The 20189-nt window shown below is 69.9% G+C and carries 24 protein-coding genes; 13 read left to right on the top strand and 11 right to left on the bottom strand.

Translation table 11 applies throughout. The annotated features are described in order from the left end of the window. Together OG386_RS00790 and OG386_RS00785 are read right to left on the bottom strand one after the other, a co-directional pair. Nucleotides 1–1374 carry an NAD(P)-binding domain-containing protein gene (locus tag OG386_RS00790; protein WP_328786259.1) on the bottom strand — a complete coding sequence of 458 codons (1374 nt, stop codon included), beginning with the start codon at nucleotides 1372–1374 and terminating at the stop codon, nucleotides 1–3. Between the two features lie 50 nt (nucleotides 1375–1424). Continuing rightward, entirely contained in the window at nucleotides 1425–1631 is a 207-nt protein-coding gene (locus OG386_RS00785; RefSeq protein ID WP_328786258.1) for a hypothetical protein, read from the bottom strand. Nucleotides 1632–1783: 152 nt separating this feature from the next. Here OG386_RS00785 and OG386_RS00780 point away from each other — a divergent pair, with 152 nt between their 5' ends. Genes OG386_RS00780 through OG386_RS00770 form a run of 3 tightly spaced genes read left to right on the top strand, consistent with a single transcriptional unit; the run spans nucleotide 1784 to nucleotide 3700 of the window. Continuing rightward, a complete protein-coding gene (locus OG386_RS00780; RefSeq protein ID WP_328786257.1) occupies nucleotides 1784–2797 on the top strand; it encodes a flavin-containing monooxygenase in 1014 nt (337 codons plus the stop codon). 40 nt (nucleotides 2798–2837) lie between these two features. Continuing rightward, on the top strand, nucleotides 2838–3206 hold the full coding sequence (locus tag OG386_RS00775) for an ArsR/SmtB family transcription factor (protein ID WP_030724816.1): 369 nt from the start codon (nucleotides 2838–2840) through the stop codon (nucleotides 3204–3206). Continuing rightward, on the top strand, nucleotides 3203–3700 hold the full coding sequence (locus OG386_RS00770) for a GNAT family N-acetyltransferase (protein WP_328786256.1): 498 nt from the start codon (nucleotides 3203–3205) through the stop codon (nucleotides 3698–3700). Before OG386_RS00775 ends, OG386_RS00770 begins: the two co-directional genes overlap by 4 nt. Nucleotides 3701–3723: 23 nt before the next feature. Here OG386_RS00770 and OG386_RS00765 read toward each other — a convergent pair whose 3' ends face one another. Beyond that, on the bottom strand, nucleotides 3724–4263 hold the full coding sequence (locus OG386_RS00765) for a DinB family protein (protein ID WP_328786255.1): 540 nt from the start codon (nucleotides 4261–4263) through the stop codon (nucleotides 3724–3726). A 96-nt stretch (nucleotides 4264–4359) separates the two neighbouring features. Then, nucleotides 4360–4662, bottom strand: coding sequence for an organomercurial lyase (gene merB / locus OG386_RS00760; RefSeq protein ID WP_328793119.1), 303 nt, complete (start codon nucleotides 4660–4662; stop codon nucleotides 4360–4362). Between merB and OG386_RS00755 the strand changes: the two genes are divergently transcribed. Continuing rightward, nucleotides 4627–4938: a MerR family DNA-binding protein gene (locus tag OG386_RS00755; protein ID WP_328793118.1), complete on the top strand. Its 312-nt coding sequence runs from the start codon at nucleotides 4627–4629 to the stop codon at nucleotides 4936–4938. The two genes, merB and OG386_RS00755, sit on opposite strands and share 36 nt — an antisense overlap. A gap of 66 nt (nucleotides 4939–5004) precedes the next feature. Here the strand turns inward: OG386_RS00755 and OG386_RS00750 are convergent, their stop codons facing one another. From OG386_RS00750 to OG386_RS00740, 3 genes are read right to left on the bottom strand one after another with little or no spacing between them, the layout of a single operon-like run. Beyond that, nucleotides 5005–6066, bottom strand: coding sequence for an ArsO family NAD(P)H-dependent flavin-containing monooxygenase (locus tag OG386_RS00750; RefSeq protein WP_328786254.1), 1062 nt, complete (start codon nucleotides 6064–6066; stop codon nucleotides 5005–5007). Next, nucleotides 6063–6854, bottom strand: coding sequence for an aquaporin (locus OG386_RS00745; protein WP_328786253.1), 792 nt, complete (start codon nucleotides 6852–6854; stop codon nucleotides 6063–6065). Before OG386_RS00745 ends, OG386_RS00750 begins: the two co-directional genes overlap by 4 nt. A gap of 39 nt (nucleotides 6855–6893) precedes the next feature. After that, nucleotides 6894–7208, bottom strand: coding sequence for an ArsR/SmtB family transcription factor (locus OG386_RS00740; protein WP_328786252.1), 315 nt, complete (start codon nucleotides 7206–7208; stop codon nucleotides 6894–6896). 76 nt (nucleotides 7209–7284) lie between these two features. Between OG386_RS00740 and OG386_RS00735 the strand changes: the two genes are divergently transcribed. From OG386_RS00735 to OG386_RS00720, 4 genes are read left to right on the top strand one after another with little or no spacing between them, the layout of a single operon-like run. Further along, a complete protein-coding gene (locus OG386_RS00735; protein ID WP_328786251.1) occupies nucleotides 7285–7914 on the top strand; it encodes an arsenate-mycothiol transferase ArsC in 630 nt (209 codons plus the stop codon). Nucleotides 7915–7961: 47 nt separating this feature from the next. Continuing rightward, entirely contained in the window at nucleotides 7962–8381 is a 420-nt protein-coding gene (locus OG386_RS00730; protein ID WP_328786250.1) for an arsenate reductase ArsC, read from the top strand. A gap of 10 nt (nucleotides 8382–8391) precedes the next feature. Next, the gene (trxB, locus tag OG386_RS00725; protein ID WP_443053043.1) at nucleotides 8392–9378 is read left to right on the top strand and encodes a thioredoxin-disulfide reductase; all 987 of its coding nucleotides are present in this window, start codon (nucleotides 8392–8394) and stop codon (nucleotides 9376–9378) included. A 60-nt stretch (nucleotides 9379–9438) separates the two neighbouring features. Further along, entirely contained in the window at nucleotides 9439–10023 is a 585-nt protein-coding gene (locus tag OG386_RS00720; protein ID WP_328786249.1) for a hypothetical protein, read from the top strand. 5 nt (nucleotides 10024–10028) lie between these two features. Here the strand turns inward: OG386_RS00720 and OG386_RS00715 are convergent, their stop codons facing one another. Then, nucleotides 10029–10526, bottom strand: a complete 498-nt coding sequence (locus OG386_RS00715; RefSeq protein ID WP_328786248.1) for a DUF6233 domain-containing protein — start codon at nucleotides 10524–10526, stop codon at nucleotides 10029–10031. A 402-nt stretch (nucleotides 10527–10928) separates the two neighbouring features. Between OG386_RS00715 and OG386_RS00710 the strand changes: the two genes are divergently transcribed. Then, nucleotides 10929–11774 carry a pentapeptide repeat-containing protein gene (locus OG386_RS00710; protein WP_328786247.1) on the top strand — a complete coding sequence of 282 codons (846 nt, stop codon included), beginning with the start codon at nucleotides 10929–10931 and terminating at the stop codon, nucleotides 11772–11774. A 148-nt stretch (nucleotides 11775–11922) separates the two neighbouring features. On the opposite strand, the gene OG386_RS00705 is transcribed toward OG386_RS00710, so the two are convergent. Beyond that, nucleotides 11923–12180: a hypothetical protein gene (locus OG386_RS00705; protein WP_328786246.1), complete on the bottom strand. Its 258-nt coding sequence runs from the start codon at nucleotides 12178–12180 to the stop codon at nucleotides 11923–11925. Nucleotides 12181–12335: 155 nt separating this feature from the next. Here OG386_RS00705 and OG386_RS00700 point away from each other — a divergent pair, with 155 nt between their 5' ends. Together OG386_RS00700 and OG386_RS00695 are read left to right on the top strand one after the other, a co-directional pair. Further along, nucleotides 12336–12803 (top strand): ATP-dependent DNA ligase, encoded by a 468-nt coding sequence (locus tag OG386_RS00700; RefSeq protein ID WP_328793116.1) that lies wholly within the window; start codon nucleotides 12336–12338, stop codon nucleotides 12801–12803. Next, nucleotides 12716–13222, top strand: coding sequence for an ATP-dependent DNA ligase (locus OG386_RS00695; RefSeq protein ID WP_328786245.1), 507 nt, complete (start codon nucleotides 12716–12718; stop codon nucleotides 13220–13222). Before OG386_RS00700 ends, OG386_RS00695 begins: the two co-directional genes overlap by 88 nt. 3 nt (nucleotides 13223–13225) lie before the next feature. Here the strand turns inward: OG386_RS00695 and OG386_RS00690 are convergent, their stop codons facing one another. Next, entirely contained in the window at nucleotides 13226–15766 is a 2541-nt protein-coding gene (locus tag OG386_RS00690; protein WP_328786244.1) for a tetratricopeptide repeat protein, read from the bottom strand. A gap of 587 nt (nucleotides 15767–16353) precedes the next feature. Between OG386_RS00690 and OG386_RS00685 the strand changes: the two genes are divergently transcribed. Further along, complete coding sequence (locus OG386_RS00685; RefSeq protein WP_328786243.1) at nucleotides 16354–17349, top strand: SDR family NAD(P)-dependent oxidoreductase; 996 nt, start codon at nucleotides 16354–16356, stop codon at nucleotides 17347–17349. A gap of 532 nt (nucleotides 17350–17881) precedes the next feature. Here OG386_RS00685 and OG386_RS00680 read toward each other — a convergent pair. Beyond that, nucleotides 17882–19402, bottom strand: coding sequence for an ISL3 family transposase (locus tag OG386_RS00680; RefSeq protein ID WP_328786242.1), 1521 nt, complete (start codon nucleotides 19400–19402; stop codon nucleotides 17882–17884). A gap of 212 nt (nucleotides 19403–19614) precedes the next feature. Here OG386_RS00680 and OG386_RS00675 point away from each other — a divergent pair, with 212 nt between their 5' ends. After that, nucleotides 19615–20127 (top strand): hypothetical protein, encoded by a 513-nt coding sequence (locus OG386_RS00675; RefSeq protein ID WP_328786241.1) that lies wholly within the window; start codon nucleotides 19615–19617, stop codon nucleotides 20125–20127. Nucleotides 20128–20189 lie beyond the last annotated feature (62 nt).

Here is a 20189-nt window from a genome sequence, read left to right as displayed (position 1 = left end):
TCAGCAGCCGCCCGAGGAAGCGGGAGCGGGAGCGGCGCCGATGGTGAGGGTGGCCGGAGCTGCGCAGCAGCCACCACCGTCGTTCTGCTCGGAGGCTTCCGGCTCGTCGAAGAGGCCCGCGCCGCCGCACACGCCGGTTTCGGGGAGGGTGAGTTCGACGCGCTCGGCGGCTTCCTGGTCGCCAGCGAGGTGGGCGGCGATGGAGCGGACCTGCTCGTAGCCGGTCATCGCGAGGAAGGTGGGGGCGCGGCCGTAGGACTTCATGCCGACGAGGTAGACGTCCTTCTCGGGGTGGGAGAGCTCGTTCACGCCGTGGGGGTAGACGGTGCCGCAGGAGTGCTGGTTGGGGTCGATCAGCGGGGCGAGCGCGGTCGGGGCCTGGAGGCGCTCGTCGAGGCCGAGGCGCAGCTCGTCCAGGAAGGACAGGTCAGGGCGGAAGCCGGTCAGGACGATGACCTCGTCCACCGGGTCGAGACGGCGGCCGTCCTCGCCGATGAGGATCACGAGGCCCTCCCCGTCACGCTCGAAGGCGTCCGTGCGGAAACCGGTGATCGCGTCGGCGTAGCCGTTGTCGACGGCCGCCTTGGCCGCCAGGCCGAGGGCGCCGCGGGCGGGGAGTTGGTCGGCCTCGCCGCCGCCGAAGGTCGAGCCGGAGATCCCTCGGCGGAGGATCCACGTGGCGTGAGTCCCCTGGCCGTGCTCGGACGTGGCGAGATCGGCGAGGTAGGCGAGGGCGGTGAAGGCGGAGGCGCCGGAGCCGATGACCGCGGTGCGCTTGCCCGCGTAGCGGGCGCGGATGGCGGGGTCCTTCAGGTCCGGGACGCGGTAGGTGATGCGGGTGGCGGCGGCCTTCTCGCCGAGGGCGGCGAGTCCGCTGCCGCTGGCGGGGCTGGGGGTGGACCAGGTGCCGGAGGCGTCGATGACGGCGCGGGCGAAGAGGCGGTGCTCGTGGCCGTCGGCGTTCTCGTAGTGGACGACGAAGGGCTGGGTGTCGCGGTCGGCGTCGACGATGCGGTCGCGGCCGGTGCGGGAGACGCCGGTGACGCGTGCTCCGTAGCGGATCTGTTCGCCGAGTACGTCGGCGAGCGGCTGGAGGTAGCGCTCTGCCCAGTCACCCCCGGAGGGGTAGGTGTCCTCGGCGGGCTTGGTCCATCCGGTCGGGGCCAGGAGCTTCTCGGCGGCCGGGTCGACGAGTTCGCCCCAGCGGGAGAACAGCCGTACGTGAGCCCACTCGCGCACGGCGGCCCCGGCGAGCGGGCCGGCTTCCAGGACGAGGGGCGCGATGTCGCGGTCGAGGAGGTGGGCGGCGGCCGCGAGTCCGGCGGGGCCGGCCCCGATGACGACGACGGGCAGCTCGGTGGTGGTCTCGCTCATGGCATGTCTCCGGGTCTTCGTGCAGGCGGGCGGGTGGGGACTTCGGATGGTCAGCAGCAGCCGGCGCCGGTGGCGACGGCCTCGCGCTTGGCCTGCGGGTCGCAGCAGGCTCCGGCCGCCTCCGCGCCCTCGCTGGTGCCGCAGCAGGGTGAGGACTGGGCGGGCGCCACTTCGGCGGCGGGTACGGGGGCGGTGCCGCAACAGGAGCCCGTCGTCGCGGCGCGGTTCGGGCTGGTGGGGCTGATCGGCTCGTTCATGACGACTCCCTTGTGTTTCGAAGTTTGTCTATGGCTTGCGTGATCAGCATGGCATCTGTATCGATGGACGTCAACATAGACGTTCATCTAATTCTTAGGGGTTGCCGTGGAGCAGGTGGAAGCCGTCGTCATCGGGGGGCGGGCAGTCGGGGTTGGCCACTGCGCATGCGCTGGTCAGGGCGGGACTGAAGCCGGTGGTGCTGGAGGCGTCGGGGCGGGCAGCCGGCTCATGGCCGCACTACTACGACAGCCTGACCCTGTTCTCGCCGGCCCGGTTCAGCGCTCTGCCCGGCCTGCTGTTCGGCGGGGATCCGGACCGCTACCCGCACCGGGACGAGGTCGTCGCCTACTTGACCGTCTACGCCGCCCGCCTACAGGCCGACATCCGCACCGGCCGGCGCGTGACCGCGATCCGGGCCGACGGTGCCGGGTTCAAAGTCGAGCTGGAGGGCGGCGGGCAGCTGTGGGCGCGGGCGGTGGTCGCCGCCTCGGGCAGCTTCGGCCGCCCGCACCGCCCTGACCTGCCGGGCCTGGAGACCTTCGCCGGCCAGGTCCTGCACGCGGCCGACTACCGCAGCCCGGCCCAGTTTGCCGGGCAGCGTGTGGTGGTGATCGGGGCGGGGAACTCCGCGGTGCAGATCGCCGCCGAGCTCGCCCTCGAAAGCCGCACGAGCCTGGCCATGCGGGCGCCGGTGAGGTTCACCCGACAGCACCTGCTGGGCAAGGACCTGCACTTCTGGCTCACCCGCACCGGCCTGGACACCGCCCCGCTCGGATGGCTGCTGAAGACTCCGCCCGCCCCGCCGGTCCTGGACGACGGCCGCTACCGCGCCGCTCTCACCGCCGGCGCCCCCGACCGCCGCCCGATGTTCACCCGCCTCGCCGACGACCGGGTCACGTGGGCCGACGGCATCACGGAGCGGCTGGACGCGCTGATCCTCGCCACCGGCTACCGCCCCCACCTGCCCTACCTCGCCGGACTCGAAGGCGCCCTCGACCCGGCCGGACACCCCCACCACCGCGGCGGCGCCTCCCCTGCCTATTCGAGCCTGGCGTTCGTCGGGCTGGAGTGGCAGCGCAGCCTGTCCTCGAACACGCTGCGCGGCGTCGGCCGTGATGCCGCCCGGGCGGCCCGCCGACTGGCCGCCCACCTGGCCCGCGCCTGACCCACTCCCCTCTTAGTTCGATGTGTGTCAACATAGACGTATGTCGAATGTGAAGGTTCTGCCGTTGCTGGAGCCCGACGTCGTCGCGGCCTGCTGCCCGCCGCTGAACGAGCGCCCGATGTCGGCCGAGGAGGCCGAGGTCGCGGCGAAGATGTTCAAGGCCCTCGGTGACCCCGTGCGCCTGCGCCTGTTCTCCGCTGTCGCCTCCCACGAGGGCGGGGAGGCATGTGTGTGCGACATCTCCGACGTCGGGGTCTCCCAGCCCACCGTCTCCCACCATTTGAAGAAGCTGAAGGAGGCGGGTCTGCTGTCCTCCGAGCGCCGGGGGACGTGGGTCTATTACCGGGTCGAGCCGTCCGTGCTCGCTGCCATGGGCGCGCTGCTGGCCGGCGCCGCGAAGACGGCGTGACCGTGGTGCGGATCGAGGCGCTGCTTGCCGCGCACGCCGAGCAGGTGCTGGGTATCTGCCAGGCGGGGATCGACGAGGGCAAAGCGACCTTCGAGACGCAGGCCCCCGTGTGGGCCGTGTTCGACAAGGCCAAGCTGCCTGGCCACCGTTTCGTCGCCCTCGACGACGGCGGCAGGGTGTTGGGCTGGGTCGCGGCGAGTGCCGTCTCGGACCGGTGCGCGTACGCGGGCGTGGTCGAGCACTCCGTCTACGTCCACCCCGATGGCCGTGGCCGCGGCGTCGCCCGCGCCCTGCTGGACGCTCTGATCGCCTCGACGGAGGCGGACGGCATTTGGACCATCCAGTCCGGGATCTTCCCCGAGAACACCGCCAGCCTGGCCCTCCACGCACGAGCCGGGTTCCGTGTCATCGGCACGCGTGAGCGCATCGGCCGGCACCACGGGGCGTGGCGGGACGTGGTGTTGCTGGAGCGCCGCAGTCCACAGATTGTCTGACACTGCCGGTCTGGCCGCGGGCGTCAGTCAGCGTCGTGCAGGGTGAGTTGGCGGCGGTGGAAGTCGAAGTGCTGGGTGGGGTAGCGGTAGATGTCCGCGAGGGTCATGAAGTCCTTGAAGAACGGATCCCAGCGGACGGGGTAGTGCATGCCCCGGGCGAGCCGGGCATCCGGCTCCGAGATCAGGTGGCGGTGCAGGGAGTCGATGATGCGATCGAATGCGGCACCCATCCGCTGCGGCCCGTAGAACTTCACCGCCCCGCGTGGGCCGACGTAGTTGACCCAGTCGAACGGCACGGTCGCCGCGTCCAGCACTCGGGCGAAAGCCCTGCTCGCGCGCCGTGGCAGCCGGCCGAAGACGCGGACCAGGAGCAGCAGACGCAAGATGAGCATGTAGCCGAACAGCATGTGCCACAGCAGCTGCTCGTTGGTCCACCTGGTGTCGTGGGTGGCACTGGAGAGTTCCTCCTCGGAGGCACTGTCGAGCAGGCGGTGGAAGGTCTGGCGGGCACGCTCATAGTCCTCGTGCACGGCCTGCCGGTCCATCGCGATCGCGTTCATCATGGCCTGCCATTTTGGGCCGCACTCGACGAGTCGGCCGGGGTGGCAATGATGCCCACTGCAGGCCGGGGCGTAACGGAGGCGGATGCGGCCGAATGGTCAGCCGTCCTGGAGGAGCGGGCCGAAGGTCTGCTGCCCGATCTGGGTGGCGCGGGACTGGCCGACGATCTCACCGCGCACCTCGGGGTGCGCCAGCTGCCATTGCTCGGCCGAGGACTGGCCGGTGAAGAAGTTGAGGGCGTCGCAGCACACCGTGGCGGCCGGGCCTGCACCTTTGCGACGCCCGACGAATACGACCGCCGCGGCAGGCTCCCAGATTGGCGCGCCGTTGCTGAAGGTGACTGTCACTGGGCGGCCGTCGACGGGATCGGTGGAGGAGACGGTCACGTCCTGGCCGAGCATCGCGGAAATACCGAGGGCGTCGATGTCCGCGACGCCCAGGGCGCGGGCCTGACGCTCGCCGAGATCCGGTCGGTCCTGGAGATCAGAGACAGCGGGCAGGCCCCGTGCGGGCAGGTCACACGCCTCATCGGTCAGCGGCTGGGGGATATCGAGCAGCGGATGGCCGAGCTCCGCCAGACCCGCACCGCGCTGCGCGAGCTCGCCCGGCGGGCCGCCGTCACCGACCCCGACACCTGCTCCGAAGGCGAGATCTGCACCATCCTCACGCGACCGTGACCGGCTCCGGAACGTCGATGCTGATACCCAGCAGGTCGGCGGGCCGTTTGACCGGGGAGCCCGTCTTCATGGTCGAAGGAGCTCGGCGATCTCGCGGGCGGCGTCGCGGGCGGGGCGGCCGACGCCGATGAGGGTGGCGGAGGCCGGGCCGGTCCAGTCGCCGTAGCCGAGCAGGTGCAGGCGCGGCTCGTCCGCGGCGCGGGTGCCGACGGTCGCGATGCGGCCGCGTGTGCCGCGCAGGCGCAGGGAGGCGAAAGGCGCGAGCGCGGGACGGAAGCCGGTGCACCAGATGACCGCGTCCGCCTCGGCCCGGGTGCCGTCTGCCCACTCGACCCCGGTCGCCGTGAGATGGGCGAACATGGGCCGGGCGCTGAGGAGTCCGGTGTCGCGGGCGGCGCGTACGGGCGGGACGGCGACGATGTCGCCGAGGGAGGCGACGCCGCCGGTGTCGGTGCGGCCTTCGTCGAGGGCGCGTCGGCGGGCGGTCGCCGCGTCGAAGAGTGCTCGGCCGTCGATGTCGTCGGCGAGGTAGCGGGGCGGGCGCTGGGTGACCCAGGTCAGGTCGATGCCGGCGTGGGTGAGGTCGGCGGCGATCTGGGCTCCGGAGTTGCCGCCCCCGACCACGATCACGCGCTGCCCGGCGAACTCGGACGGGCTGCGGTATTGGACGGTGTGCAGCTGGCGGCCCTGGTAGTCGCGCCGGCCGGGAACTGCCGGGAGGAAGGGGCGGGTCCAGGTGCCGGTGGCGCTGATGACGGCCCGCGCGGTCCAGGATCCGGAGTCCGTCTCGACCCGCAGGCGGGGCCCGTCGCGGTGCACGCTCTCGGCCCAGGTGCCTCGCTGGACGGGGAGTTCGTAGCGCTTCTCGTAGTCGGTGAGGTAGTCGACGACGTGGGCGGCGTCCGGGTAGAGCTCGCCCTCCTGGACGGGCATGAGCCGGCCGGGCAGGGAGGAGTACTGGGCGGGGGAGAAGAGGCGCAGGGAGTGCCAGGTGTGCTGCCAGGCTCCGCCGGGCGCCGCCTGGGCGTCGAGGATGACGTGCTCGATGCCCAGGCGGCGCAGGTGGTATCCGGCGGCGAGCCCTGCTTGGCCGCCGCCGATCACCACCACGTCCGTGCGCTGCGTCATGCCGCAGGCGTCCCGCTGTCCGTCTTGCCGCGCATGAAGATGACCGCCACCAGGGCCAGGCCCACCACGGCGCCGACGAGCTGCATGCCGATGAAGCCGGGCACGGAGGCCGGGGCGATGCCGGCGAAGGTGTCGGTGAAGGCGCGGCCGATGGTGACGGCCGGGTTGGCGAAGGAGGTGGAGGAGGTGAACCAGTAGGCGGCGCCGATGTACGAGGCGACGGCGACGGGCGCGAAGCGGAGCCTGTCGGTGCGGGCCAGGCCGAAGATCAGCAGGATCAGGCCGGCGGTCGCGACGACCTCGCCCAGCAGCAGGTTGCCGGCGGAGCGGTCGTGGGTGGACCACTTGACCAGGGGCTCGCCGAACATCGCGTCCGCCAGGATGGCGCCCGCGATAGCGCCGGCGATCTGCGAGGGCACGTAGACGGCGAGCTCGCGGGCGGTGACTCCGGCGCCGCCGCGGCGGGCGGTCCACCATTCGGCCAGGGTGACGGCCGGGTTGAAGTGGGCGCCGGAGACCGGGCCGAGGAGCGCGATGAGGACGCCGAGCCCGAAGACGGTGGCGGTGGAGTTGGCCAGGAGCTGGAGGGCCACGTCCTGGGTGAGTTTCGTGGCCTGGATGCCCGAGCCGACGACGACCGCGACGAGCGTTGCGGTGCCGACGAGCTCGGCGGCGGCGCGGGCGATCAGCGGGGTGCGGGGCGGGGTGGCGCCTGGGGCGGGCTGGGGCGCGTCGGCGGCTATGTCGCTCTCCGCTGCGGGGGCGGCGACGGGCTCGGTGGCGGTCAAGGCGGGTTCTCCTCGGGCAGGTGAGCAAAGCGCGGAAGGCTATGGGCAGGACCGCTTGAGGTTCGCTTCGGCGGTGGCTCGCGCGGTCTGGGCGAGGTCGGCGAACTGACCGGCGAGGGCTTGGATGACTTCCGGGCGCAGGCGGTAGTAGATGTACCTCCCGCACGGCTCGGTATCCACGACTCCCGCCTCCCGCAGCACCTTCATGTGGTTGGAGAGGTTCGTCTGCTTGGCGCCCGTTTCCTCCACGAGGTGGGTGGTGCAGAGGGTCTCGCGGGCGAGCAGGGTCACGATCTGGAGCCTGAGCGGGTCGGCTAGAACCCGGATCAGATCAGTGTCGACTGACGTCATCATGGACTGATACTGTCACATCAGTTGGGGCTGACACCAGCCCGAGCTGATCCTATTGGCTCCTTTGGACGGGATCGCCATGCCCTCGCCTTCCTCGCCCCTCCTGCCGGACGAACGCTTGGCCGCCGGGGCCGCCCGTCTCGCCACCCGATACGCCGGCCACTTCGCGCCGGAAACCGTGCTGGGCCTGCTCGCCGACTCCTACACGCGTCTCGCCGAGCACGCCCGGGTCCACACGCACCTGGTCGTGCTCGCGGAACGGCTCACCGCCGAACGCCTCGGCGCCCTCGCCCACACCCAGGGACTGGTGAGCGGGCCGATGCGGGTGCTGTTCGTGTGCAGCCAGAACGCCGGCCGCTCCCAGATGGCCGCCGCTCTCCTCGCCCACCGCGCGGGCGAGCGGGTCACCGTCTCCTCCGCGGGCACCCACCCCGCAGGCGAGGTGGCGCCGCACATCGCGCAGGCTCTCACCGAGGCAGGCGTGGACCTGGCCGACGCCTACCCCAAGCCGCTGACCGAAGAGGTCGTCCAGGCCGCCGACATCGTGATCACGATGGGCTGCGGCGACGCCTGCCCCGTGGTGCCGGGCCGCCGCTACCTCGACTGGCCCGTGGCCGACCCCGACGGGGCGCCGATCGCCGTCGTCCGCAACATCCGCGACGACATCGACGCCCGCATCACCGAGCTGCTCACCCAGCTCGCCCCCTGAAGCCCCACAGATCCCCAGCGCAGTCGCCTCACCCCAAGGAAGAACAGATGTCCTCCGCTCCTGCCGCCTCCGTCCTGTTCGTCTGCATCCACAACGCGGGCCGCTCCCAGATGGCGGCCGGGTTCCTCCGCCACCTCGCCGGCGACCGCGTCGAGGTCCGCTCCGCCGGCTCCGTGCCCGGTGAGCAGATCAACCCCTCCGCCGTGGCCGCCATGGCCGAGCTGGGCATCGACATCTCCGACCAGAAGCCGAAGGTCCTCACCCCCGAGGCCGCCCAGGCATCGGACTACATCATCACCATGGGCTGCGGCGACGCCTGCCCGTACTTCCCCGGCAAGACCTACCTGGACTGGCAGCTGGAGGACCCGGCCGGCCAGGGCGTCGAGGCCGTCCGCCCCATCCGCGACGAGATCAAGTCCCTCATTGAGGGCCTGATCGCCGAGATCGACGCCAAGTCGAAGGCTTGAGGCACCTGACGTGACCGAGACGATTCCGACCGACGACGTCCGCGACGTCATCGTCATAGGCTCCGGCCCCGCCGGATACACCGCCGCCCTCTACACCGCCCGCGCCCAGCTCAAGCCGCTGTTGTTCGGCAGCTCCATCTTCGTTGGCGGCTCCCTCACCACGACCACCGAGGTGGAGAACTTCCCCGGCTTCCCCGACGGGATCGACGGCCCGGACCTCATGGCCGACATGCGGGCCCAGGCCGAGAAGTTCGGCGCCGAGATGATCGACGACGACATCGTCTCCGTGAACCTCACCGGCGACATCAAGGAACTCACCGACTCCGAGGGCACCGTCCACCGCGCGAAGACGGTGATCATCGCGACCGGCTCCGGCTACCGCAAGCTCGGTCTGCCCAAGGAGGACGAGCTCTCCGGCCGCGGGGTCTCCTGGTGCGCCACCTGCGACGGGTTCTTCTTCCGCGACCGCGACATCGTCGTGGTCGGCGGCGGCGACACCGCCATGGAAGAAGCCACCTTCCTCACCCGCTTCGCCCGCTCCGTCACCGTCGTCCACCGACGCTCCACCCTGCGCGCCTCCAAGGTCATGCAGAACCGGGCGTTCACCGACGACAAGATCTCCTTCGCCTTCGACAGCGAAATCGCCGAGATCAAGGACACGAACGACATGCTCTCCGGTGTCGTCCTGCGCGACACCTTCACCGGCAAACTCCGCGACCTCGACGTCACCGGCCTGTTCATCGCGATCGGACATGACCCGCGCACCGAGCTGTTCACCGGACAGGTCGACCTCGACGACGAGGGCTACATCAAGGTCGCCTCGCCCTCGACCCGCACCAACATCCCCGGCGTCTTCGCCGCCGGTGACGTCGTCGACCACACCTACCGCCAGGCCATCACCGCAGCCGGCTCCGGCTGCGCCGCAGCCCTCGACTCCGAGCGCTACCTCGCCGCCCTCAGCGACCAGGTGCAGAACGCGGCCGAAGCCCTGGCCTGAACCGCCAGACCAGCCACGGAACCCGGGCACGGATCGCCGGCCGACAGGATGCGGCGGACCGTGCCCGGGTTCACCCGTGTCGGGATATCCGCGCTGGTTCAGGGCGCGGGTCAGATCCCGATTCGCGGCTCGCGCGGCGGTGGCCGCGCTGGCGGTGGCGGCGGTGGCGGCGCCTGCCGCCCCCACTGCCACGGCCGCCACGCCTACAAGTGCGCGTCCAGCACGAAGGACATCGACGACACCAGCTATGACGGGCCGTGGCCGGACAACTGGAAGGTGACGGTGAAGACGTGCGCGGCCCGGGCCGGGGGCACCGTGTACGCGTACGCCGAAGTGCGCTGGGACGGGGCGAGCTTCTACCCCGTGGACGATCCGACGATTTTCGACGGTGCGAAGGTCCGGGTGCAGATCAAACAGTCCCGCGAGGGCGCCGACCCCGTGGTGGTCGAGCGTGACTTCCCTGGCCTTGAGGCGCGGCTGGAGGACGGCACGGCCGGCGGGGCGCGCTCCGGCATCTACCGGACCGCGACCATCAGCCACCGGGCCGGTCCGTCCGCCCTCGGTGACTCGGTGCTGTTCCTGGACTGGCACGGCGATGGACGCGGCTACCAACGCCACGACTACACCGCATCACCGACCGTCTGACCTGATCAGTCGCCGGGGGCGGGCCCGTCGTTCTGGCCGTGGGTGAGGATCGGCAGCAGCGCCTCGGCGGCGTCGCACACGGCGCAGGCGATGGTGCCGGGCCGTGCGAGCACGTCGAGTGCCTGCGTGGTGCCCAGCGGGTGTGCGCGGTCGGTGGCGCTGGGGCAGCCTTCGGCGTGGACGGTGGCGGGCCGTCCGTGGGTGCGGCCGTTGAGCAGCCACGCCCACCGGGTCGGCGTCGAGGTGTGGGTACGGGGGTGGGCCGGGATACGGCCGAGGTCGACCCCGGGCAGCGGCCGCAGCTGCTCTGAGGTGACCCACGTGCTGTACTCGGCCGGCTCGACCCCGCCCCCGGTGGCTGTCTGCCAGAGGGGGACGCCGATGCGGTACATCCACAGTCCGGAGTCGAGCTGCTGTCGCTCGTAGAGCAGTACGTGCCCGATTTCCTGTCCGTCGGGCAGGAGCAGCGTGATCGGTGCAGGTGGTGGCGGGGGTTCGGTCACGGTCAGGGGCGGGCGAACAGCTCCTGCCGAGCCTGCCGGCACGACGTGCAGAGAGGGGACGCGCCGACCCCGTATCGACACGTGGGGGTGTGGCTTCTCTGCACTTTCAGGCTGTCTCAAATCGCGCGACCTGTATCAGTTAGGTCAAATGACCATATGGCTACTACGGGGGCCACCCGGGCCGGAGCACGCAGCAAGCAGCTACATCGGATCGCGGACCGGAAAGGGCGGCGATCGCCTCCCCGCGCCCGTGCTCCGTTGGGGTCAAGGCAACGCGGACAGCGCCGAGGGGCAGCCGAACGGGCGCCTGCCGTCTCCGGCAGGCCGACCATAAGCGCCGCGCCCCGCGAGCGTACGACCTGGTTGACGCGGTTGGAGCGGTCCGCCACCCTTCTGGCGGCCTTGAGTGCAATTGCCGTTGTCGGCTTCACTTGGAAATCGATCACACAGGTCAACAACGAGCAGGCCCTTACCCGCGAAGGTCAGATCACCGATCGGTACACCGATGCCGTCGAGGACCTCGGCAACAAGGGATCCGAAGATATGCGTCTCGGTGGTGTCTACGCTCTCCAACGCCTCATGCAGGACTCCCCGCGTGACCAGGCCACCGTGATCGACGTCCTCTCATCCTTCATCCGTGCCCACAGCAAGAAGCCGAAGTCAGGAGATCGTGAGACGAGCCTGAAGACGATCCTGACCAGCGACGTCACCGCGGCAGCTGCTGTCCTCGCATCCAGAGACAGCCGCAATGACGGCACCACGCGCGTCAACCTATTTGAAGCCGACCTGCATAGGGTCAACCTGACTGGTGGTGATCTGAGCAACGCCAACTTGAACCTGACGGACCTGCGCAAAGCCAATCTGCGTGAAGCGATCCTGTACGACGCGACACTGGGCGACGCGAACCTGTCCGGCGCGAGTTTGAGCCGAGCGGACCTGCGTGGCGTGATCCTGGCGAGAGCGGACCTGCGCCAGGCGACACTCGGCGGTGCGGACCTGCGTGACGCGTACCTCGGCTACGCGGACCTGCGAGACGCGGACCTGTACGACGCGGACCTGCGAGATGCAAACCTGTACGGCGCGAACCTAAACGGCGCGAACCTAGATGGCGCGAACCTGGACTGCGCGAGCTTCTCTGAGACAGACCTCAAAGGTGCGCTGAACATTCCAGAAAAGACAGCACCCGAGGAGTGTGACACCGAGAGGTGGCTCCACCCAGACACCCGCCCCAAGCACCACCGGCGTTGACGATCAAGTGTCAGAGATCGTCCGGAGGCCCATTGGTCAGCTGACGGCTCTGACGCGCCCAAAGGTGCAGTTAACGTGACACCGGGCGCAGGGGCCGGTCTGACTGCCCAGGTGGCGACCTGCGGGCGGGGCGTGGTGGTCTGCTCGTTCATGCTGCTGCCTCCCCTTCCGCTGGTGCGGAGGTGTGGGTGCGGGCGGCGCGCCGCAGCTCGACGCCGCCGGCCCGCCAGGCGGCGGGGGCCGCCCAGTGGGGATGGGTGCACAGGGTCCCGGAGAGGGTGATCAGCCGGCGCCGCAGCGCGGTCGTACCGGCCCCGGCGGGTGCCTGCGCGAGTTCGGCGTAGGTCTGCTGCCACGCCCGTTGGAGCGTGATCAGGTCCTCGGGGAAGCGGAACGGTGGTCTCACACCTCAAGTGAAACACGTGTTCGATTTTCTCGGCGAGTGCCCACGCCTGTCATCGGCCCTGTTCCGGCGAACTTGATCACGCGCGGGTAGTCGCCTCCGGCTGGTCTGGCGGACCCTGGAAGGGGGACGCGCACGTTGTGAGGGAGGCCCTCGTGATGCTCAGGCCGCCGGTGGAGCCGATGCTGGCGCAGGCTGCGGAAGGCGTGCCCGGCCCGGCCGCTGTGCGGGCGGGGGTGGCGTACGAGCAGAAGTTGGACGGTCACCGGGCGCTGCTGTTCACTGCGGCTGGGCCGGGTGGCACGGTGGTGGTGCAGACCCGGCGCGGGGCGCTGGTGCAGGACCGGTGGCCGGACCTGGTGGCGGCCGCCGAGGCGCAGTTGCCGTATGGCTTGGTCCTCGATGGCGAACTGGTCGTCTGGGACACCGAAGCGGAGCGCTTGTCGTTCGAGGCGTTGCAGCGCCGGGCCGCCACCCGCGCGCGCGGCGCCTTGTCCTGGCCGCCCGGTGGCCGGCCTACTTCGTCGCCTTCGACCTCTTGCAGCACGACGGCCAGGAGCTCCTCGCGGGCCCGTACGCCGAGCGGCGCACCCTCCTGGAGAACCTATTCTCCGAACATGCCCTGACCGCCCCCTGGACGCTCTGCCCGCAGACGACGGACCTGGCCAAGGCGCGCGAGTGGCTGGAGACCTGGACGGACGTGTCCGGGGTGGAGGGGATCCTGGTCAAGCCCCTGAACGGCCGCTACCTGCCCGGGTACCGGGGGTGGACCAAGATCAGAAGACGCGATACCACCGAAGCCGTCGTCGGCGCGATCACCGGCACCCTGACCCGCCCGCAACTCCTTGTCCTCGGCCGCCGCGACCATGATGGCCGGCTCCGCGCGGTCGGCCGGACCGTACCGCTGCGCGCGGACGCTGCCCGGCTGGTCGCCGAACATCTCACTGCGGCCGCGCCCGGACACCCGTGGACGGGCGTGAAGTTCGGCGCTTCACGGGCGGATAAGCGGCGCAGGCGTCGGCTGCCTCGACATTCGTACCGGTGACGGTCAGCTGGCGCCGAGGCGGCGCCACGGCCTGACGTACCAGCGGCGCGACCATGCCAGGTGCCTCTCCGCGACGGCCAGATTGTTGCGACTTCGTGCGGTGTCGGGGTGGTCCGGGCCCAGTGCACGGGTGCGGTCGTCGAGGACCTGCCGGAACTGCTCGACTGCTTCCGTGTGCCTGCCGAGGTGGTTCAGTGCCATGGCGAAATTGGTGCGGCTGGTCAGACTGAGGGGGTGGTCCGCGCCCAGAGCGCGTGTGTGGTCGGTGAGGTTCTGCTGGTGCAGATCAGCTGCTTCCGCGTGCCGTCCCAGTTCGTTGAGGGCGTTGGCGAGGTTGTTGCGGCTGCTCAGGGTGTCGGGGTGGTTCGGTCCCAGCACCCGTGTGCAGTCGGTGAGACTTCGACGGTGCCAGTCGATTGCTTCCGCATGCCGGCCCTGGAGGCCTAGTACGAGAGCGAGCTTGCTCTGGCTAAGCAGGGTGTCTGGATGGTCCGGTCCCAGCACCTGCATACGGTGGAGCGAAATCCGCACGTACAGATTCGCCGCTTCCTCGAGTCGACCGAGACTGACCAGCGCGGCTGCGAGGTTGTCGAGGCTCTCCAGGGTGTCGGGGTGATTCGGACCCAGCACCCGGGTCCGGTCGTTGAGGTTCACCTCAAACAGTTCGAACGCCTCGGTGTACTGGCCGAGGCAGCCCAGCTCACGCCCCAGACCGCTGCGAGTCTCCAGGGAGTCGGGATGATCCGGCCCGAGAACGCGTGCTCGGTCAGTGAGGTTCTGCCGATGCAGATCGATTGCTTCGGCATGACGGTTGATACCGCCCAGCGCGTTCGCGAGATTGTGGCGGCTGCGGAGGGTGTTCGGGTCGTCCGGTCCGAGAACGCGTGCGCGATCGATGGCGTTCTGCTCGAGCAGCTCGACGGCGTCTGCGTGCTGTCTCACACTTTGCAGTGTGACGGCGAGGCCGTCGATGCTGCTCAGCGTGTCGGGGTGGTCCGGTCCCAGGAGCCGGGTGCGTGTGGCTACTGCCTGACGATCCAGACGCAGGGCTTCGGTCGCCTCGCCGGCATCGTCCAGAAGACGTGCCAACGAGTACAGTGCGCCGGCGAGTTCGAGGTCGTCACGGCATCCCTCGAGCTCGGCGAGGGCCAGTGCGTGGGGTGCCAGAAGCCTGCCGATGGGCCATCCCGTACGTCCCATGTCGTTCAGGCCTCGCACTGTGGTCACCATGTGATCGGCGAGAGCCCGGTACCAGCGGCTCGGGTCAGGGGACTCGCTGGTCAGGGCAAGGGCGGAGATCTCACGGATCAGGGGATGAAGTGACACCTGGGCGATGTCCGAGCTGGCCGGACCGGTTGCGGGAGTGTCCACAAGACCGTAGGTGTGCAGGCCGTTGATCGCCGCCTCGACGTCGGTCGCGGTCGTCGCCTGGCCGGTGGCCGCCGTAACCAGGCTCGGCGTGATGAGCGACAACGGAATGGGCTCAGTGCCGAACAGCGAGAGCAGGCGCAAGATGTGGCGTGCCCGGGTGGTGCCCCTGGCGGTGAGCTGGTCCAGGGAGAGGTCCCAGGTATGGCGGACGAGGCTGCGGGCGACGTCGGGGTCGGCGGCGTCGGGGTGTTCGGCACCGAGTAGGGTAGACAGTTCGTGGTCCAGGGCTTGCCTGTAGGCGGTGAACGTACGGTGTCGGCTGGCGACGGCGGCCAGGTAGCGACCGGCGGTGTGGAGCGCGAGGGGGAGACCGCCGAGCCGGTCGGCCAAGAGCCGTGCGTCTTCCAGGGTGCCCGCCTCGGGTGCGCCGTCGAGCAGAGCGCGGGCGCCGGCATCCGGGTCGAGCGGGGCCAGGCGGTGCAGTACGGCGCGGCCGCCCCAGGTGTCAGGGTCGGTGTCGCGGCTGGTGATCAGCAGGAGGCCGCTGCCGCCGGGGCGGATCCACCCCCGGTAGGAGGCAACGAGCTCCCTGTCGGGACCCACGGCAGCGGGCTGATCGACGTTGTCCACGACCAGCAGCCATGAACGCTCCAGGGCGAGCTGCTGCCACACCACGTCCGGCAGGCTTGCCCGGCCCGACCGGACCGATTCCAGCTGTTCTTCCGAAAGCCCGCAGGCGAGTGCAACCCGGGTCATCTGCTCGGCAAGGTCCCGTTCGTCGCGCCAGGGTACCCAGAACACCGGCGTCCCCTCGGCAATGGCCTGGTCAGCCAGCAGGGCGGCCAAGGTGGTTTTGCCCATTCCCCCCGTGCCGCACAGCACCGCGAACCGGCCGTCGGGACGACGCAACATCGTTCTCAGCGTGGCGAGGTCGGCGTCCCGGCCGCGCACCGGCCCCCCGGTGTGCGCGGGTGCGAGAGACCCGTGCCTGTTGGGCAGTACCCGTTCCAGAGGAAGCTGCCGCGGATTCGCGCGTCCCGCGCTGGCGTCCAGGCTCTTGGCCCAGAACTGAAGTACGACCGCCGCAACGATCAGAACACCGAATGCGGGCCACACGAGCCGGGGATCTTGGGCCCATGTGGGAACCACTGCCGTCACGTAGTTCGTGATCACGCCCATCCCAGCCGCGACTAACGCCGCGCCCACCGCGACCGCCGACCCGGCCCGCGCACTCGTTCCCCGCAAAACATCGTTCCCTTCGCGCTGTCCCAACGACCAGCATGACGCCTGCAGGCTGGCTCGTAGGGCACGACGCCGAAAATCCTGCGGAGGCTGCGATCAGGTGCTGGGGCGTGCTGGTGCTGAAGTACGCCTGCCAGGCCGGCGCGGTGAGGGAATAGCTACCCCCGCCCGCCCCTCAGATCGAGGCTGAGCCCGTGACGGTACGGCGCAGCCTCGGGGTCGGCCCCCGCACCTGACGTCAGAGACCTGTGGTTGGTCCGGACTCCGGGTTCTGCAACGCCCGACCGTACCGGTCAGTGCCCGTGATCTGTCACCCGGCCGGAGTAGAGTTCGGAACGCTTACCAGAGCGACGTACAGCTGCTGGGAGGCCGGGGGGTGACGGACCGTCGACCCGGCCTTTCAACTACTGGATGACGGTCCGGTGGGAGGTGCCAATTCCGCGCGGGTCTCGGCAGTCGTCATGCTGCCCAGCCTAGGACTTGTTCTAGACCTCGCTCTAGAACCTAGCGTCGTCGGCATGACCACCACTGCTCAGCAACCGCTCGGCTCGCCCTTCTCCGCCACCAGCACCACCGAGGAGGTCTTGGCCGGCCTCGACCTCTCCGGCGCGACCGCCGTCGTGACCGGGGGCTACTCCGGACTCGGCCTGGAGACCACCCGGGGCCTGGCAGCCGCCGGGGCCCGGGTCGTCGTTCCGGCACGGCGACCCGGGGTAGCCCGCGCCGCTCTCGCGGACGTGAACGGCTGCGAAGTCGTCCCCATGGACCTGACGGACCTCGACAGCGTGCGTGCCGCCGCCGCGCACATCGGCGACTCCATCGACAGGCTCGACCTCCTCATGGCCGTCGCCGGAGTCATGGCCACCCCTGAGCGACGCGTCGGACCTGGCTGGGAAGGCCAGCTCGCCGGCAACCACTTCGGACACTTCACACTCGCCTGCGAGCTTTACCCGCTCCTGGCCGCCGCCGACGGTGCGCGCGTCGTCGTCAACAGCTCCGCAGGGCACGCACTGACCGGCATCCGCCGGTACGACCCGCACTTCCGCACGGGCTACGACAAGTGGCTGGCCTACGGCCAGTCCAAGACGGCCAACGCCCTGTTCGCCGTGCAGCTCGACGTCCTCGGACGCAACGACGGCGTCCGGGCGTTCGCCCTCCACCCGGGGAAGATCATCGCCGGTCTCCAGCGAGAGATGACCCTCCGGGAGCAGATCGAACGCGGCTGGGTGGACGAGCACGGCAACGTGATCGGCGCCGGCTTCAAGACACCCTCCCAAGGTGCCGCCACCGGGCTCTGGGCAGCCACGTCCCCCCTCCTCGACGGCCATGGCGGGCTCTACCTGGAGGACTGCGACGTCGCCCGCGTCTGCGCCCCCGACGAGCCCATGGACGCCGGCGGCGTCCGTGCGTACGCCATCGACCCGGACGCGGCAGCACGGCTCTGGGAAGTGTCCGCCGCGGCGACCGGCGCCACCCCGATCACTGGGTGCGATCTCTCGGTTTCGTGTCAGTGAGTTGAGTGTCAGCGGCGGGTGTGTCCGGTAGGGGCCTGCGGCGTTGGTCAGGGCCAGGTGCTGGCTGCCGCTTTGACTGTCACGAAGTGAGGGATCCGGGATCGGTCCACTGTCATCGGGTGAGAGACGTGCAGGTCACGTACTGACATGGAAGCGAGAGATCGCAAGGGGCTGAAGCCTCGTATCGCGGTGGGGGAAACTGACGGGGAAGCTGGGGGGGAAACTCGGGGGGAACCTGAGGGGGAGGTTGAGGGGGAAGGTCAGCCGCCGGCGGCTGACCGTTCTTGCAGGTCACCACCCGCCCGGCGGGTGGTGACTGCGCTGACTTACCCCTGTGCGTGGGAGAGGAAGAGAGATGGGGGCGAGTTCGGGGTGTGTTCACTGCCGTGGGTCGCTCTGGGTGCTCCGCAGGCGCTGGCTGTTGCTGGCCAGGCGCCGAGGGCTCGTGTCGTGGACTGAGGCAGGCTTCCATCGAACGGTGTCGGCGTACACATGAACGGACTCTGTCGCTGATCTTGTGATCGGCTGGTGGTCAGGTTCTGAGGAGGATCCGGGTTCGCAGGAGGTCGAGTTTGGCTCGGCCGTATCCGGCTCGCTTGATCAACTTGACGCGTGTGACCTGGCCTTCGACTTGTCCTGAGCTCCAGGTTGAGGAGAGGCCGGCGACGACGGCGTCCTGGTCATGGAGGAGGCCGCGGGCGAACTGCTGTAGCGATGCAAGGCCGCTGTTGTGGACCTGTTCGATCCAGTCGAAGAGGTCCTGGCCGCGTCGTTCCTGTATGAGGGCGGCGAAGTCTCGAACGTGCTCGACGGCCGTGTCGAGCTCAGGGCAGGCGGCCCGGACCAACTTGAGGCCGAGGACTTCATGTGGCCGAAGCCGGTCGGGGTGCGTCATCACCCAACGCAGTGCCCGCCGCGGTTTGGGTAGGGCGGGTGCTGGAGGGGCGGTCTCGATGCCCTGCTTCAGCTGACGGATGTATCGGTTGACCCCCGTGCGTTCGCCGCGAAATCCCTGGTCACGGACTTCGCGGAAGAGCTGGCTGGCGTTGCGGCAGCCCTGGGTGAAGCGTTCGTAGAGGTAGGGCTTGTAGTCGTCGAGCAGGGTGCGGCGCTGGGTGACCTTGACCAGCAGTTGGTCGACGTCCGGTGTTTGGGCGTATCGGCGGACGGCGTAGTAGTCCAGGTCGAGGTCCCGGCTGATGCCACGGAGGGATCGGCCTTGGGCGAGAAGTTCATGGACGCGGCGGTGTCGTTCGCGGATCCGTCCGACGATCCGGCGTGGGCGCCCGTTGACGTCGAGCGTTCCGTCCGGTGGTGCCACGGGAGCGTCCTCGTCAGGTTGCCTGGCGGCCTCGTGGCCGGCGCGGATGCAGGCGTAATGGCTGGTGAGGGTCCTCTCGACGGCTTTGGCGAGGTTGTTCCAGAGGTGCCACACGTCTGCGATCTGGACCGCTTGAGGCGCGGCTGCCCTGGCTGCCTCGGCGTAGGCGGAGGCCCTGTCGCGGCAGATGATCTCGATCTCCGGATGGCTTTCGAGCCACCGAGCGACCGTCCCGGCCTCCCGGCCAGGCAGGACGTCGATGGGCCGGCGGGCTTCGAGGTCGACCAGCAGCGTCGCGTAGTTGTGCCCCTTGAGCAGGGCAAACTCGTCCACCCCCAGGACCCGCACCGCGCCGGGTTCCTCGAGGTCAGAGGCTCGAAGAAGCCGTAGCAGGGTGTCCTTCGCCACCGGCATCCCCATCCGTCGGGCCAGGCGGGCTCCGGCCCGGCCGGCCAGAGCCTCTGCGACCCGCGCCAGCAGCTTGCGGAGGACCGGGGTATGTCGGGCGTGAGGGCTGGTCAGTCCCGGTATCTGTTCGGCGAAGGTCACCGTCGGGCAGCCGGAGCTGAGGCACTTGAACCTGCGGACCACCAACCGGATCACCACCGGTGTGGTCCCCACGGCGGCGTCCGCCAGACGCCGTTCGTATCGGCCGTGCACCCGCCACGACAGCGACTTGCACCTCGGGCATCTCACCGCGTCGGCCCGGGCCCGCGTACGAAACGTGACCACACCCGCGTCCCGTGAGATCGACTCCACCACCACACCCGACAGATGCGGAAACAACCGCACCAAACCCCCAGAACCGCACACCGGGAGGCTGCCCAGTTCAGCCGCACAGCATCACAAGATCAGCGACAGAGCCAATGAACGTGCCCAGTTCTTGACGTGGTGAGGGTTGCTGCTGGCCTGTTCGGGGTGGCGGAGGGCGGCTCACTGTGGTCATGGACATCCTGCCGGAGCGGGAAGCGGGCCTCCTGGTCAGCTCACGTCAGTGGCCGCTGCTGGCCGCCTGCATGCAGAAGATCGGCGAGAGCGAGGGCACACACGTTGTGGCCCGGCACCTGAACCGCTTGACGGCCGACACCTCCTGGAAGCAGGCCACGGGCACGGCTCTGGTGGGACGCGTCGTGGACGCGGCCCACCACTCTCTGACCACGCCGCCGTCCGCGTCGCCCGCGTCCGTTTCCCGGCTGTGGGTCTCCCCGATGGCGGCCCGCTCCCGCTCCACCACCCCCGCGGTCGCGGCCGGCCGGCTCCGGCCGAAGCCGCCGTCCCCGCCCACCGACAGCAGGCCGCGCCCACCAAGGGAGCGGGGCGCGGGCGCTGACAGGTCGTCCGGCCCGGGACGAGAGCGGCTGTTCCAGACTTCTGGAACAGCCGCCCGCTGGGGCTGGACGACCGGCGCGCGGTGGCTGCGATCCGTCTGTCCGGGTGCCCCGCATGATCTACAGTGACTTTCTGTCACGGCCTGTAACTATCGGTTGTGCGCGTTGCTCCGTGGTTGATGGCCTCAGGG

Source organism: Streptomyces sp. NBC_00273, from assembly GCF_036178145.1.
GTDB lineage: Bacteria > Actinomycetota > Actinomycetes > Streptomycetales > Streptomycetaceae > Streptomyces.
Note: the sequence above shows the minus strand (reverse complement) of the source record. Positions and strands in the feature narration are given on the sequence as shown.

Bases quoted from the DNA above. Each gene is read 5' to 3' on its own strand.
- OG386_RS00740 (WP_328786252.1), bottom strand. From the start codon at position 7,208: ATGATGACGTCAGTCGACACTGATCTGATCCGGGTTCTAGCCGACCCG.
- OG386_RS00765 (WP_328786255.1), bottom strand. From the start codon at position 4,263: ATGATGAACGCGATCGCGATGGACCGGCAGGCCGTGCACGAGGACTAT.
- merB (WP_328793119.1), bottom strand. From the start codon at position 4,662: ATGCTCGGCCAGGACGTGACCGTCTCCTCCACCGATCCCGTCGACGGC.
- OG386_RS00750 (WP_328786254.1), bottom strand. From the start codon at position 6,066: ATGACGCAGCGCACGGACGTGGTGGTGATCGGCGGCGGCCAAGCAGGG.
- OG386_RS00675 (WP_328786241.1), top strand. From the start codon at position 19,615: ATGGACATCCTGCCGGAGCGGGAAGCGGGCCTCCTGGTCAGCTCACGT.
- OG386_RS00685 (WP_328786243.1), top strand. From the start codon at position 16,354: ATGACCACCACTGCTCAGCAACCGCTCGGCTCGCCCTTCTCCGCCACC.
- OG386_RS00785 (WP_328786258.1), bottom strand. From the start codon at position 1,631: ATGAACGAGCCGATCAGCCCCACCAGCCCGAACCGCGCCGCGACGACG.
- OG386_RS00730 (WP_328786250.1), top strand. From the start codon at position 7,962: ATGTCCTCCGCTCCTGCCGCCTCCGTCCTGTTCGTCTGCATCCACAAC.
- OG386_RS00775 (WP_030724816.1), top strand. From the start codon at position 2,838: ATGTCGAATGTGAAGGTTCTGCCGTTGCTGGAGCCCGACGTCGTCGCG.
- OG386_RS00790 (WP_328786259.1), bottom strand. From the start codon at position 1,374: ATGAGCGAGACCACCACCGAGCTGCCCGTCGTCGTCATCGGGGCCGGC.
- OG386_RS00700 (WP_328793116.1), top strand. From the start codon at position 12,336: ATGCTCAGGCCGCCGGTGGAGCCGATGCTGGCGCAGGCTGCGGAAGGC.
- OG386_RS00735 (WP_328786251.1), top strand. From the start codon at position 7,285: ATGCCCTCGCCTTCCTCGCCCCTCCTGCCGGACGAACGCTTGGCCGCC.